Annotated in this window: 12 protein-coding genes; 4 read left to right on the plus strand and 8 right to left on the minus strand. The window is 64.8% G+C overall.

Features of this window, described 5'->3' with window-relative positions:
* The first annotated feature begins 123 nt into the window (after window positions 1-123).
* Window positions 124-879: a three-Cys-motif partner protein TcmP gene (gene tcmP / locus EPD82_RS11610; protein ID WP_240803331.1), complete on the plus strand. Its 756-nt coding sequence runs from the start codon at window positions 124-126 to the stop codon at window positions 877-879.
* 18 nt (window positions 880-897) lie between these two features.
* Here the strand turns inward: tcmP and EPD82_RS11615 are convergent, their stop codons facing one another.
* Entirely contained in the window at window positions 898-1,920 is a 1,023-nt protein-coding gene (locus EPD82_RS11615; RefSeq protein WP_141056734.1) for a DUF4238 domain-containing protein, read from the minus strand.
* Between the two features lie 38 nt (window positions 1,921-1,958).
* Window positions 1,959-2,441 carry a Cd(II)/Pb(II)-responsive transcriptional regulator gene (cadR, locus tag EPD82_RS11620; RefSeq protein WP_141056735.1) on the minus strand — a complete coding sequence of 161 codons (483 nt, stop codon included), beginning with the start codon at window positions 2,439-2,441 and terminating at the stop codon, window positions 1,959-1,961.
* 89 nt (window positions 2,442-2,530) lie between these two features.
* Here cadR and EPD82_RS11625 point away from each other — a divergent pair, with 89 nt between their 5' ends.
* Window positions 2,531-4,468, plus strand: coding sequence for a cytochrome c/FTR1 family iron permease (locus EPD82_RS11625; RefSeq protein ID WP_141056736.1), 1,938 nt, complete (start codon window positions 2,531-2,533; stop codon window positions 4,466-4,468).
* Between the two features lie 16 nt (window positions 4,469-4,484).
* Here EPD82_RS11625 and EPD82_RS11630 read toward each other — a convergent pair whose 3' ends face one another.
* Window positions 4,485-5,441, minus strand: a complete 957-nt coding sequence (locus tag EPD82_RS11630) for an IS110 family transposase (RefSeq protein ID WP_141056737.1) — start codon at window positions 5,439-5,441, stop codon at window positions 4,485-4,487.
* A gap of 505 nt (window positions 5,442-5,946) precedes the next feature.
* On the opposite strand from EPD82_RS11630, the gene EPD82_RS11640 reads away from it, so the two are divergent.
* Window positions 5,947-6,435 carry a protein-disulfide reductase DsbD N-terminal domain-containing protein gene (locus EPD82_RS11640; protein ID WP_141056739.1) on the plus strand — a complete coding sequence of 163 codons (489 nt, stop codon included), beginning with the start codon at window positions 5,947-5,949 and terminating at the stop codon, window positions 6,433-6,435.
* A gap of 46 nt (window positions 6,436-6,481) precedes the next feature.
* Here the strand turns inward: EPD82_RS11640 and EPD82_RS11645 are convergent, their stop codons facing one another.
* The 4 genes from EPD82_RS11645 to EPD82_RS11660 are packed head-to-tail and all read right to left on the minus strand — an operon-like array spanning window position 6,482 to window position 11,420.
* Window positions 6,482-7,246: a helix-turn-helix domain-containing protein gene (locus tag EPD82_RS11645; RefSeq protein WP_141056740.1), complete on the minus strand. Its 765-nt coding sequence runs from the start codon at window positions 7,244-7,246 to the stop codon at window positions 6,482-6,484.
* Window positions 7,239-7,733 (minus strand): signal peptidase II, encoded by a 495-nt coding sequence (gene lspA / locus EPD82_RS11650; RefSeq protein ID WP_141056741.1) that lies wholly within the window; start codon window positions 7,731-7,733, stop codon window positions 7,239-7,241. Before lspA ends, EPD82_RS11645 begins: the two co-directional genes overlap by 8 nt.
* Window positions 7,723-10,740 (minus strand): heavy metal translocating P-type ATPase, encoded by a 3,018-nt coding sequence (locus tag EPD82_RS11655; RefSeq protein WP_240803330.1) that lies wholly within the window; start codon window positions 10,738-10,740, stop codon window positions 7,723-7,725. The genes lspA and EPD82_RS11655 overlap by 11 nt, the downstream gene beginning before the upstream one ends.
* A gap of 47 nt (window positions 10,741-10,787) precedes the next feature.
* Window positions 10,788-11,420, minus strand: coding sequence for a cation efflux transmembrane domain-containing protein (locus tag EPD82_RS11660; RefSeq protein WP_141056742.1), 633 nt, complete (start codon window positions 11,418-11,420; stop codon window positions 10,788-10,790).
* A 160-nt stretch (window positions 11,421-11,580) separates the two neighbouring features.
* Here EPD82_RS11660 and EPD82_RS11665 point away from each other — a divergent pair, with 160 nt between their 5' ends.
* Entirely contained in the window at window positions 11,581-12,306 is a 726-nt protein-coding gene (locus tag EPD82_RS11665; RefSeq protein WP_141056743.1) for a sterol desaturase family protein, read from the plus strand.
* Window positions 12,307-12,386: 80 nt separating this feature from the next.
* Here the strand turns inward: EPD82_RS11665 and EPD82_RS11670 are convergent, their stop codons facing one another.
* Complete coding sequence (locus EPD82_RS11670; RefSeq protein ID WP_066708478.1) at window positions 12,387-13,376, minus strand: IS5 family transposase; 990 nt, start codon at window positions 13,374-13,376, stop codon at window positions 12,387-12,389.
* Window positions 13,377-13,701 lie beyond the last annotated feature (325 nt).

Here is a 13,701-nt window from a genome sequence, read left to right on the forward strand (position 1 = left end):
ACATCCGGGCCGTTACCCTCAACCCTGAACGCGACTCTGTGGTCACAACGGCTGTGAGCCGAGGAGACATTCAGCCGATTGCTGCGTGACAGAGGCGACAAGTAGCTTGACGCGCGCCGCTACATCGACGGCTTTGCCGGCCCCCAGGTCGAGCAGTACAACGATGAGTCGTGGTCAGCCAAACGCGTGCTGGAAATCCAGCCGCCGTGGTTGCGGCGATTCATCCTTTGCGACATGAACCCGCGGCAGGTCGAGCACCTGGACAAGCTTGTGGCGGACCGCCGGGCCCTGGGTGACAAGCGCAAGATCGAGATTCACCGAGGTGACTTCAACACAGTGATCGAGCAAGTCCTCGTGCCCGGATCGAGACGCGAGAAAGAAGCGACCTTCTGCCTGCTCGATCAGCGCACTTTCGAGTGCAAGTGGGACACCGTCAGGAAGATCGCCGAATACAAGAAGACGAACACCAAGATCGAACAGTTCTACTTCCTTGCAGTCGGCTGGCTGGGGCGATCCATCGCTGCGCTGAAGGACGACAAGAAGTTGCGGGAGTGGTGGGGACGTGACGACATCGAGCTTCCACGCTCCACCTCCCACTCGGTGGAACTCGCTCGTCTGTTCAGCCACCGCTTCATGCGTGAGCTGGGTTATGCCAGCGCTGCGGCCTGGCCGATCTACGAACGGTCCGACGGTGGTCGAGGCAAGGTCATGTACTACATGATCCACGCCACGGATCATGAAGAAGCGCCGAAGTTGATGAATCGAGCCTACAAAGCCGCCACCCTGGCGAGTCAGCCGATGGAACACACGCAGGCCTGTTTCGACGGCGAAGGCTTTGACCTCGGTGACATTGCAAAGCGGTACGACGCGAATGAATAGCTGCGTCTTCGCCCAACCTCATCCCAGCCTGAGCTTGGGCTGCCACTGTTTTTGTGCCAGTCCCAGCTCCTGCGCAAGCGAGCTCACCAGGGCCTCGTCCCTGGCAACCAGGAACCGCTGACATCGCGCCCCGAGCGCCAGGTTGGCCTTGCGGATGTAGTTGCCGTCGGCACCTTTGTGTTCGAGGAGGCCGTCGTCTCCCCATGCCTGCAGGACGCAGGATTGGTCCAATGGAAACGAAATAAAGGCATCCGGGCTTCCGAACCCCACCCCATAGGGCGACGGGCCGCGCGGCGCGGTGGTGTTCAGGAAAACGGGGGAATCGGTGGTGACGAATGAATGCTTGTCGCGCTCCCGGTGCACCACGCGCCAATGCCGGCCCGCCAGGTACGGGGCAGCGCCGAGCGCCATCTGCATGGTCATCTGCACCGCCCACTTCTCATCGGTCGTGACGACGAACTTTTCGCTTTGCGCCATGTCCACCATGAAAGCAGCCTGCTCGCGCAGTTCTTCGTCAGACGTGCCTTCTTCCAGTTTGTCGGCGCGCAGGTCCTGGTACACCTTCTCCACGTCACGGAAAAGCAGCTTCGCGCTGTGCGCGACCATCTGGCCGTTCAAGGACTGGACCGAGTTGACCATGTCTGGCGTGCGCATCGCCGCCAGGGCAATGAAGATGGACAGGTCGCTGCGCTCCTGATCGCTCAAGCCTTCGCAGGCGATGAGCTTGGCAATCGCCGGCTTGGCCTTGCCTTCGTACTCGCAGAGCACGGCTTCGAGCTCGAAACGCTTGCGACCCTCGGTGTCCTCAAGGGTGTAGAAGTGGCCAATGACGGCGGTATTCACTGGCTGCTGAAGCCGTACCTCATCGTTGTTGCGGTCGTAGACCGCGACCAGGCCATCTCGGCAGAAGCCCTCAAGGTAGAAGCGCGGCAAGAAGTGTTGTCGCTTCGGGCCGTTCAGCATCGGCGCACGTGTAGCGCCGCTGCCCGTCTTCGGCGCAGCGGCGATGCCCAGGCCCTGGGTGCTGCCGGCAGACTCCATTCGTGCCCCTTGATGTTCGGCTCGCCGTGCAGCCTCAACTAGGCGCTGTGGAGCGAGCCCGCCTTGCCGCGCGGGTGGCTGCTGTCGAGGTGTGCCGCCTGGCGCGCCTTCGGCTGCGCTGGCTGCTGTGCCGTTTTGGCAAGGCCCTCCAAGATGCCGCAATCCTTGGCTTCCCGCGAGCGGCCACACTGTGCACGCAACTGCTTCAAGTCCCGCTCCAACGCCTTGAGCTCTCGAATCCGGTGTGCGACATGGCCGATGTGGGCGTCGAGCAGCGAGTTCACCTCGCCGCAGTCCTTGTGTGGCGCATCCTTGAACCGCAACAGGACCCGGATCTCGTCGAGCGTCATGTCGAGGGATCGGCAGTGGCGGATGAAGGCCAAGCGGTCGACATGTTCCCCGTTATAGACGCGATAGTTGCCAGATGAGCGCGCTGGCAGGGGCAACAGGCCCTCGCGCTCGTAGAAGCGGACGGTTTCCACGCCGGTGCCTGCAGTCTGCGCCAGTTCGCCGATTTTCACGATCGCCCCTTCGTCGCTTTGGATCTTGACTCTACACCCGCTACAGGGTTTCAAATGTCGCAAATGAGAATCATTGGCAAAATGAAGCGATGAAGCACCTGATCTCCTGGCATGGCCTGCTGGCGGCCTTCCTCCTGCTAGTCAGCCTGGGCACTTCCGCTGCAACACCGACTGCATCGATCGAACCACAGGTGCGCCAACTGTGGCAACTGCTCGACTATGTCGCCGTCGATTACAGCGGGGCGGTGCGAAACGGTGCTGTGATCAGTGAAGCCGAGTACCAGGAGATGCGTGAGTTCTCCCAAAGTGCGCTGGCCCAGACCAGGACCCTGCCCGAACACGCCTTAAAGGCCCGTCTGGCCGCCCTTGTCACACAGCTGGTGACCGCGGTTACCGACAAGGCGCCGCCAGAGAAAGTCTCGGCCATTGCCCAGGAGGCAGGCCGCCTGCTGTTGACGGCGTATCCCATTGCGGTGGCACCGCGCAGCGTGCCGGATCTGCAACAGGGCCGGAGCTTGTACCAGGCGCACTGCGCGTCGTGCCATGGTGCCGCAGGTGCAGGTGACGGCCCCTTGGCCAAGCAGTTGGACCCGCAGCCCATCGCCTTCACGGACGCCGAGCGCGCCCGCGCTCGGTCACTGATGGCGCTGTACCAAGTCATCACGCAAGGGGTTGAAGGCACCTCGATGCCGCCGTTCGCCACGCTCTCCGAGTCCGATCGATGGGCGCTCGCGTTCTACATCGGCACGCTGTCGTACGACCAGGCTGCCCGAGAGCGCGGGGCAGCGGCGTTCACGAAGGATGCGCGGGTACGTTCGGCGCTTACCGATCTCAATGCTTTGGCCACCATGACCGAAGCGGACCTGGCCAAGACTTTGCCCCCCGAAACGGCCCAGGACGCGATGGCGTACGCGCGCAGTCACCCCAATGCCGTCACCACCGGGCCGTCGGGCCTCAAGCTCGCCCGGGGCCAACTGCAATCCAGCCTGGCGGCGTTGCGCGCCGGCGACCGTGCTGCGGCAACCCGCTTGGCCTTGTCGGCCTATCTCGACGGCTTCGAGCCGATTGAAGCCACGCTGGAAACGCGCAACAAGCAGCTGCTGATCGACATCGAACGGACGATGCAGTTGTACCGGAGCACGGTGAGCGAGGGGCGGATGGAGGCCGCCGCCAACACCGCCGGTGAGCTCGACACACTCTTCGCCCGTGTGGAGGCAGAACTCGGTCAAGCACGAACGGATGCGACGGCCAGCTTCGTGGGTGCGCTGACCATCCTTCTGCGTGAAGGCGTCGAGGCGCTGCTGATCGTCGTGGCGATGGTCGCCTTCTTGCGCAAAGCCGAGCGCCCGCAAGCGCTGCGCTACGTCCACGGCGGCTGGATTGCCGCCCTGGCCGCCGGGGGCTTGACCTGGTTGATCGCCACAAAGGTCGTGAGCATCAGCGGCGCGAGCCGCGAACTTACCGAGGGTCTGTCGTCGCTGTTTGCGGCCGCCGTCTTGTTGTCCGTCGGGCTGTGGATGCACCAGAAAAGCAGCGCCGGACGATGGCAGGCCTACCTGCGCGAGCGGCTGTCCGCCGCGTTGACCAAGCGGTCGGCTTGGGCACTGTTTGGCCTGGCCTTCATCGCGGTTTACCGCGAGGTGTTCGAGACGGTGCTCTTCTACTCGGCGCTGGCCTCCGAGGGCAACGGCCAGGCCTTGATTGCCGGCTTGGCCACTGGTGTGGTGCTGCTTGCCCTCATCGCCTTCGTGTTCCTGCGAACCAGCGCGCGCATGCCGATCGGCAAGTTCTTCGCGTGGAGTTCGGTCCTGGTCGCTGCGCTGGCCGTGGTCCTGGTCGGCAAGGGCGTGGCGGGGCTGCAGGAGGCCGGCTGGTTCACCGCCACGCCGGTGGCCTGGCTGCGGGTGCCCACGCTGGGGATCTATCCGACGGTGCAGACCAACGTGGCTCAGCTTGCGGTGCTCCTCCTTGCCGTTGCCGGGTTCAGCCTCAACGCCTGGCAAGCGAAGCGACTGTCGTCCGCCTGAGCAACCGTCTTGGCAGTCAAGCGTGATGAAGAGACGGGTTCCAGGTCGAGCCGTGCTTGGCGATGGCATTGAGGATGGTCAGCAGCTTGCGCATGCAAGCCACGAGGGCGACCTTCTTGCGCTTGCCTGCGGCGAGCAGGCGCTCGTAATGGGCGGCCAAGACGGGGTTGTGACGAACGGCCGTCAGCGTGGCCATGTAGAGGGTGCGTCGCACGTCGGCACGGCCACCCCATATCGAACGCTGGCCGCGCATCTGACCGGAGTCGCGGTTCAGCGGCGCAACGCCGACCAAGGCGGCAACTCGGCGCCTGTCGAGCTTGCCCAGTTCGGGTAGTTGCGCCAGCAGTACCGCGACGCTGGCCGCACCGATGCCGGGCACGCTGCTCAGGGCGGCTGCCAGTTCGGCATGATGGCGCTGCACATGGTCGGCCACCTCGGCATCGCTGTCGCCGAGTTCGGCCTTGAGGAACTCGATGACCCGCTCGATGCTGGGGCGCGCGGCCGCATGCGAGATACGCATGCGCTGGCGTTCGGCAGTCAGCATCTGCACGATCTGACGCCGGCGCAGCACCAGCGCCTGCAGCCGCTGCAATTGGGCATCTGCCAGCGGCTTGATGAACCGTTCGCGCTCGGGGTGCTGATGCAGCACGCGGGCGAACGTTGCCAGCATCCGGGCATCCAGCGTGTCCGTCTTGGCCAGTGCTCCCATGGCGCGGGCAAAGTCGCGTGCCGTGCGCGGGTTCACCACCGCCACCGGCAGGCCCGCGGCCTGTATCGCACAAGCGGCCTCGAACTCATAGCCGCCCGTGGCCTCCAACACCACCAGAGCCGGCTTCATCCCTGTCAGCTGAACAACCAACTGCTCGATGCCAGCCGTGTCGTTGGCCGCCTGCCAGGTCTTCGCGGCGGCGCTGCTGGCGATCTCCAGCGTCTGACTGGACACATCAATACCCACGAAAACAGAGTCGGACACGTCCTCTCGCTCCCATCCTTGTCTATGCGAACTTCGAGTTCCTACAACCGTTCGGGCTGCAAGAAAGGACGGTCCGGCACAGGCGCCCAGCGCTCAGGCGCGGGCTTCATCGACTGGCCCAGAGGCCGCACGGGCTACCCGAGCCGGTCCGCGGGCTGAAAGATACAAGGCACACCAGCGGCGAGCTGCACGCAGGCGCTTGACTCTGCGCCTGCTACAGGGTGCGTAATGCCAGCGAATACGGACTTTCGACGCGGGACCATGGAACTGCAAGTGTTTGACGTCGTGATCGTCGGCGGCGGCCGGGGCGGCTACCAGGCCGCTCTGCGCGGTGCGCAGCTCGGGATGAAGGTCGCCCGATGCTGGCGATCGGGTTCCGGGCATCTGCCGAAGACATCGCCTTGGCTTGACACGTGCATCCCACGCTGCCAGAAGCGTTCAAGGAACCCGCCTTGGCTGTCTCTGGCCACGCCCTGCACATCTGAACATCCAAAGAAGGACGCACATGCGCAGGAGTCCAAGTCGCGGCCGCCGTGCCAGCGCCGCCGTCGCCCTGTCCTTGGCCGTGGCGTCGCTGAATGCCAGCGCAGGCCTCTTTGACAAAGTCTTGGGACGACCTGACCCTTCCGAGCCGTTGCCGCCGGAGAAGGCTTTCCGAATCAAAGTGGAGGCCATCGATGGCAAGACGGTCATCGCAACTCTCACGCCTGCGCCTGAACACTACCTGTACCGCAAGACGGTGCGGTTTGCGGCCAAGGACGCAAAAGGCGTACGGCTGGCAGGCATGGTGCTGCCCAACGGCACCAAGAAGCGGGATCCCTTTTTTGGCGAGACGGAGGTCTACACACAGCCGGTACAGGTCACGTTGCCGCTGGAACGCGCCGCCGGTGTCCCGGCCTCTCTTTCTGTGGTGGTGTTCTACCAAGGCTGCAATGGGCGCCTTGGCGTCTGCTACCCGCCATCCCAGGCGGAGTTTCCGATCCGACTGCCGTGAACGCTCTGCAGGGCCGCGGGTTCGACTTCACCTGGCACCACCCCGCCTAGAGCAATCCCAGTCCTTCGGGGATCGGCGGTACGGCGGTTCGGTCGGCGCACACGATGCGTGCAGTCCGCAAGGGCGCTGGGCGCACGCCGAACGTGGCCACAAAGGTGCGGGTCAGATGGGCACTGTCGGCAAAGCCCGCCAGGTGCGCCGCCTCGGTCAGCGTCGCACCGCCGGCGAGGACGCGCACGCCGCGTTGCAAACGCAGCCAGCGCACATAAGCGCGGAACGGCAAACCAGCGACGCCGGCGAACCAATGCATAAAGCGCGAGGATGACAGCCCCACCGCTGCGGCCGCGTCCTCAACCCGCACACGCCCGTCCAGTGCCTGGTCCAGCCAGTCGAGAAGTGATGCCCAGCGTGGATCCTCAGCACGACGGTGGGGACGGTCTTGCGAAGTGGACAGTTCGAGGTCCTGCATCCACGGTTGCAGGTGGCCTTCCAGCAGGGCCGCCTGGATCTCGGTCAGCGGCACCGCTGATGTCGGCTGGCTTGTCCTGAGGCCCGCGATGGCCGGATCCAGGAAGACCATCCGCGTCACCTCGGAAGCCACTAGGCGATGGGGCGCCCCGGCAGGCAGGAAGTGGCCCGGGGCCCTCAGCACGCCCCAGGCCCCTTCAAGGGCCAGGTCGCCTTCGGGACACCAAGCCAGCTGCGCTGCCTGATGCCGGTGGGACCGGCCAGGCTCCACCGGGCCGACGTAAACAGCCCATCCGTGGCCGATGGTCAACAACGGCCGTCCGGCCGCTTCAAGCTCAGCCATTCACCTCGCTAACGCGCCTTCGGCCGAACAACTCGTGGAACACGATCAAGGCCGCACCGACGGTGATGCCAATGTCGGCCACATTGAACGCAGGCCAGTGGTGAGCCCCCCAGTGAAAGTCGATCCAGTCGACCACGGCACCGCGGCCGATCCGATCGAACATGTTCGCCAGGGCCCCGCCCAGGATCAGACCGAAGGCCATGCGCTCCGGCTGGGAACTGCCAGGACGCCGCATCAGGATCGCCAGAAACACCGATGCCGCCAGCGCGATCGCGATGAAAAAGAAGCGCTGCCACCCGCCGGCGTCATGCAAGAAGCTGAAGGCCGCACCGCGATTCAGCACATGGACGATGTTGAGGATGGGCAGCCACTCGTGCCGGGCTCCGTACTCGACCCAGGCGACGATAGCGGCCTTGGTCGCTACGTCAGCGGCAAGCACGCTGGCCGCAAGCCCGAAACCAAGGCGTGCCCCGCGGTCAGCGGCCATGGCGTCGGTCGTCGGACCCTGAGCCGCCCAATAGGCGCAGCCCATTGAACACCACCGCCAAGCTCGCGCCCATGTCCGCGAGGATGGCCAGCCACAGGCTGGCGTGGCCGGTGAAGGCCAGCACCATGAACACGGCCTTGGTGCCGATCGCGAACGCGATGTTGGCCTTCAGCACGCCACCCACCCGGCGAGACAGCGCGATGAACTCAGGCAGCTTGCGCAGATCGTCCTGCATCAAGGCGACATCGGCGGTCTCGATGGCGGTGTCCGTGCCCGCTGCCCCCATCGCAAAGCCGATGTTGGACTTCGCCAGCGCAGGCGCATCGTTGACACCGTCGCCCACCATGCCGACCGGCCCTTGCGCCGCAAGCTTTTCGATCGCCTCCAGCTTGTCGTGCGGCAGCAAGTCGCCACGAGCGTCGGTGATGCCGACCTGGGCAGCCACCGCTTGCGCCGTCTTGCGGTTGTCGCCGGTCAGCATCACTGGCTCGACACCCAGCCGCTTCAGCTCGGCCACCGCCTGCTTGCTGCTATCGCGCACGGTGTCGGCCACCGCGAGGACGGCCAGCGCCTGCTTGTCGGTTGCCAGCACCACTGCGGTCTTTGCCTGGTCTTCGAGTTGTTCAAGCAGCGCGCGCACCCGCTCCGTCAGCACGCCCAGTTCGCTGGCCAGGCGTTGATTGCCGATGTAGTAGGTCTGCCCGTCGATGTCGCCCTTGACGCCGCGGCCGGCCAAAGCCTCGAAGTGCTGCACGCTCGCGTGCGGCCGGTCGCCGTAGCCATCCACGATAGCGGTGGCCACCGGGTGCTCTGACAAGGCATCAAGGCTTGCGGCCAGCCGCAAGACCTCAGGCTGCGGCACAGAGGCCAGCGCAACGGTGTCGGTCAGCGCGGGACGGCCATGGGTCAGCGTCCCGGTCTTGTCGAGCGCGACCGCGCGCAGCAGGCGGCCCTGTTCGAGGTACAGGCCGCCCTTGACCAGGATGCCCCGGCGCGCGGCGGCGGCCAAGCCGCTGACAACGGTGACCGGTGTCGAGATCACCAGGGCACAGGGACAGGCGATGACCAGCATCACGAGTGCCTTGTAGCCCCAGTCAAACCAGGCGCCGCCGAACAACAGCGGCGGGATCACCGCGATGGCAATCGCCAGCGCAAAAACGACCGGGGTATAGATGCTCGCGAAGCGATCGACAAACCGCTGCGTCGGTGCCCGCTGGCCTTGCGCTTCCTGTACCGAACGGGCAATCCGGTCGAGGGTGGTCTCTCCCTTGCGCGAGCGCACCTCGAACTCCAGCGTGCCGCGCTCGTTGATCGTGCCGGCGAACACGGTGTCGCCCGGTTTCTTTTCCACCGGCATGCTCTCGCCGGTGATGGGTGCCTGGTTGACGGCCGAAGCACCCGCCACCACCACGCCATCCAGCGCGATCCGCTCGCCGGGGCGCACGCGGACTTGGGCGCCCAACGCGACCGTTTCCGCCTTGACTTCTTCCCAGCGGCCGTCGGGCTGTTTGACAAGGGCTGTCTCCGGCGCCAAGTCCATCAGCTTGCGGATCGCGTTGCGCGCGCGGTCCAAGCTCAGCGCTTCGATCATCTCCGCGATGCCGAACAACCAGATGACCACAGCCGCCTCGGGCCACTGGCCGATCAGTGCGGCACCGATGACAGCGATCGTCATCAGCAAGTTCATGTTCAACGACAGGGTGCGCAGCGCGATCCAGCCCTTCTTGAGGGTCTCGGTGCCGCCCAGCGCAATCGCCACCAACGACGCGGCGACAACCGGAATCGAAGACTCCTCCCAGCCAGAGAAGGCCATGACTTCGGCGCCGATCGCCAGCGCACCCGCAGCCGCCATACGCAGCCACTGGGTCTTCGAGATCCCGCTGCCGAACTCACGGGTGACCGCCGGTGCCGGCTGGCTGCTGTCTTGCAGCACCGGCGACATCCCCAAGCGCTCGATCGCGGCGGTGATCGTGGCCACGTCCTGCAGCGAGTGGTGAACGGTCAGTTTCCGGCTCATCAGGTCGAACTGCAGACCGTCCACGCCAGGCATGCCCTCCAAGGCCTTGCGCAGCAGCGCCTCCTCGGTGGGGCAATCCATTTTTTCGATCAGGTAGATGACCTGTCCCTTCGCGCTTGGGCCCGCCTCGCGCTCCACGGTGGCGTTCATGCCGATCTCGCTCAGCGCCGCAAGCACGGGCGCCGGGTCTGCCAGGCGGTGCACCACCGCCAGACGCCGGTTCATCAGGTCGAAGTCCAGCCTGTCGATGCCATCCACCTTGCCCAGGCGCTTGCGAATCAGTGCCTCCTCGGTCGGGCAGTCCATGTTCGTGATCAGGAACTGCGTGGTGTTGCCGGTGGCCGCTCGTGTGCTTTCAGCCGCAGCTTGGGTTGCGGGTGGAGCGGCAGGCTTGCCACACGGGCCGCAACTGGGACCCGTGTCGCAGTCCGGCACTGCGTTTTCCGGGAGATCGCCGAGGCGGGCGTGCATGCCGATCGCATGCAGCTGCTGCAGCAGCGGGTCGGCGGACGGCAGCGTGTGCGCCACGGACAGCCGCCGTGCCTTCAGGTCGAACTCCAGCGAGTTCACCCCAGCGAGCGGCTGGAGGCGAGCCCGGATCGCCGCTTCTTCGTTGCGGCAATCCATGTTCGAGATGGTGAATACGTCCGTCTTCGCGCCGCTCGTACTGCCACAACTTGACGAACACGCCGAGCCGCAGGTGCCATCGCTTGCTGAGGCGGGCTCAGGTTCAAGCGCGGCTTTCATGCCGATCTCGGCCAAGGCCTGCAGCAGGGGCGCAGGCGTGTCAAACGCGTGTACCACCGTGAGACGGCGATTGGGCAGGTCGAAGGACAGCGATCGGATCAATCGAAGCTGCGCCAACCGGGCGCGGACGGTCGCCTCTTCGTTGCGGCAATCCATGTTGGGGATGCTGAAGACGGTCGTCTTGTCGTTGCTCAGCACGGCTTCGCCGGCACCCCCGGAATCAACTTGGTCGGTCTTCATCATGTGCCTTCGGTTCTAGCGAGATTGAATACCCTGGAGTAGGTGCAGGGTCAAGTGGCCGCGGAGCGGGCCTTTTTACCCGCCTCGGCTGCCTCAGACAGGATTTCCCGGCCGCCATTGGCCGCGATCGCCGCCACCACCAAGCCCAGCACCAAGTCCGGCAGGTTCGATCCCCACCACATCACCAGCGCCCCGGACAGCACGATGGCGAGGTTCACGATCGAGTCGTTGCTGGTGAAGATCGCCGAGGCCTTGAAATTCACGTCCTCCCCCTGGTGCCGCTTCAGCAGGCGCAGACAGACGATGTTCAAGGCCGCGTTGACGGCTGCCATCACCATCATCGCGGGACCCACGGGCGGCTCGCCACCAAAGAACCGACGCAGCACTTCGACCAGCAGCATCACCGCCAGTCCGATCAACAGCCAGCCAGACAGCCGGGCGGCACGGACTTTGATCGCCGGCGCTCGGCCGACTGCATAAAGGCTGACCCCATACACCGACGCGTCAGCCAGGTTGTCCAAGGCGGCGCCGATCAGCGCGGTCGAGGAGGCCCAAATCCCCACGCCGACGCCGGCCAGGCACTGGATGAGGTTGATCAGCAGGACCAGCAGCAGGATCCGGCGGTCGTCCGCCTGGCTGGCGTCGAGGTGTTGTGATTCGTCGTCGGCGCAGTTGTCGCTCATCGGTGTTCCTTGTTCCAGCTGCCCGCCAAGGGTCAGCGCTGACAGTCGACATTGCAAACCCTGTACCGGGTAAAGAGTCAAGCGCGGCCGACAGCAGGTTTGTTCAAGCGCCGTCCTGCTGTCTTGGGAACACTGGGCTCGTCAGTTTCATGGAGTTGCAATGGCTGCACGCTCAACTGTTCGGTATGGCGCCTATCCGGTCCTGATGGCCGCAGTGATCCTCGGCGTGGCGGCCGCGCCCTGGCGAGACGTCCCGCTCGCCTGGCTCGCCGGCCTGGTGATGGCCGGGCTCACCGCGGTCGCGCTGCTTGAGCGCTGGTTTCCGTTCGACCCGCGGTGGCGGCAACCCGATCGAGACTTCCCGGCCGACGTGATTCACGCGGTGATCAACTTGGTGGTCATGCACAGCGCCGTGCTGGGCTTTGTCGTGTTGCGCAATTGGGTCGGCTGGCAGGGGATGTGGTGGCCGAACGACTGGCCCTATTTGGCGCAGGTGTTCATGGCCGGTCTGCCGCTGGACCTGTCGCTGTATGCCGTTCACCGACTGAGCCACCGCTATGGTTTTCTCTGGCGGTTGCACAGCATCCACCATTCCTCGCGCCGCCTGTACTGGCTCAACGGAGAACGACGGCACCCATTGCATGCGGCGTTGATGGCCGGGCCAGGTCTGGTCGTCCTCGGCGTGCTGGGGGCCCCTGCCGAAGTGGTGGGTGGGTGGCTCGCGATCCTCGCCGTTCACCTGGCGTTCCAGCACTCGAATTTCGACTACAGGGCGGGACCGCTGCGCTACCTGCTAGGGAACCTCTGCACTACCCCGCCCACTCGTTCGTGGCGACGAGTTCAGGGTCAATATCGTTTCGTAGGATGGGATCGAAACAGATGCTGAACGGTTCTTGGGCTCCAGCAAGCCCCTTCGTGGGCCCTCTGCAGCCTCATCCGGCCCCAGTGAGCCCACTGCGGGCGCACTTATCCCGTCGCAGCCAGCAAGGCTTTGCGCGCCAGCCACAGATTGACCAGCGCAAACAGGACGTTGAGCTGCGCGCCGTTCTTGGCCAAGCCTCGATAGGGCGTCTTGCGGTAGCCAAACTGGCATTTGAGTACCCGAAACGGATGCTCACCCTTGGCACGAATGCGCGCCTTGGTGCGTTCCAAGGCATCCATCACCTGGCCAAGAAAAGTGCGCTTGTCCAATGCCCGGCGCTTGCCCGGCCGCATGGCCACGTGCCAAGCGACTTGCTTGCCCTGGTTTTCCGCTCGCTTGTCCACTCCCTGATAGCCCGCATCGGCAAAGACGTCGGTCTCTTGCCCGTGCAAGAGCCGATGCGCCTGCGTCACATCCGAGACGTTGGCAGCGGTGGCCACCACCGTGTGTACCAGCCCTGTCTCGGCGTCGACCCCAACGTGCGCTTTCATGCCGAAGTACCACTGGTTGCCCTTCTTCGTCTGGTGCATCTCAGGGTCGCGCTCACGGCGGGCGTTCTTGGTCGAGCTGGGAGCAGCAATGAGCGTGGCATCCACGATGGTGCCGCTCTTGAGCATGAGGCCACGCTCGGTCAGGATGCGATTGACCGTCTCGAGGATACGCTGGCTCAGGCCGTGTTGCTCCAGCAGGTGGCGAAAGCGCAGGATGGTGCTCTCATCCGGCACGACATCCACCCCCAGGTCCAGACCAACAAAGCTCGCCAGCAGCGGCGTGTCGTACAAGGCTTCCTCCACCGCCGGGTCCGACAGACCAAACCACTGCTGCAAAAAATGAATCCTCAGCAGCTTCTCTACCGCAAAGGGTGGCCGCCCACCCTTGGGACCCGCCTTCGGCGCATACGGCTCGATGAGTGCGACCAACTCTGCCCACGGCACCACACGGTCCATCTGCTCCAAAAACGCACGCTTGCGGGTGCGCTTGGCGCGCAGCTCAAAGCCCGTATACATCGGCGCCTCCAGACTCATCTGCTTCATGTCGCTATTGTCCCATCCCGGCAGTCTGGCAGGAAGGTTTTGCAGACCTTCCCTAGGGGTCGCTGAGCTGCATCGCTGGCACCACCGTGAGCGCTTTGAGGATGCCCAGGTGAACTTCGGCGAGTTCTGGCTGATCTGGGACCACTGCTTCGGTACTTTTTATCAACCTCGATCACCGCTGGGTGCAATCGGGATCGAGGGGGACCCCCCCCGCGTCAGAATACTTGTCGCCCCGATAGGACCAGAGCTGTGAGACTGGTTCATTGATGGTGGTGGGAGGCTGTGGAGCTTGTGGGCGAAGGCCGGCGCGGTGGGCAACGCGGAT

It is taken from the genome of Tepidiphilus succinatimandens (assembly GCF_006503695.1).
In the GTDB taxonomy this organism is placed as follows: domain Bacteria; phylum Pseudomonadota; class Gammaproteobacteria; order Burkholderiales; family Rhodocyclaceae; genus Tepidiphilus; species Tepidiphilus succinatimandens.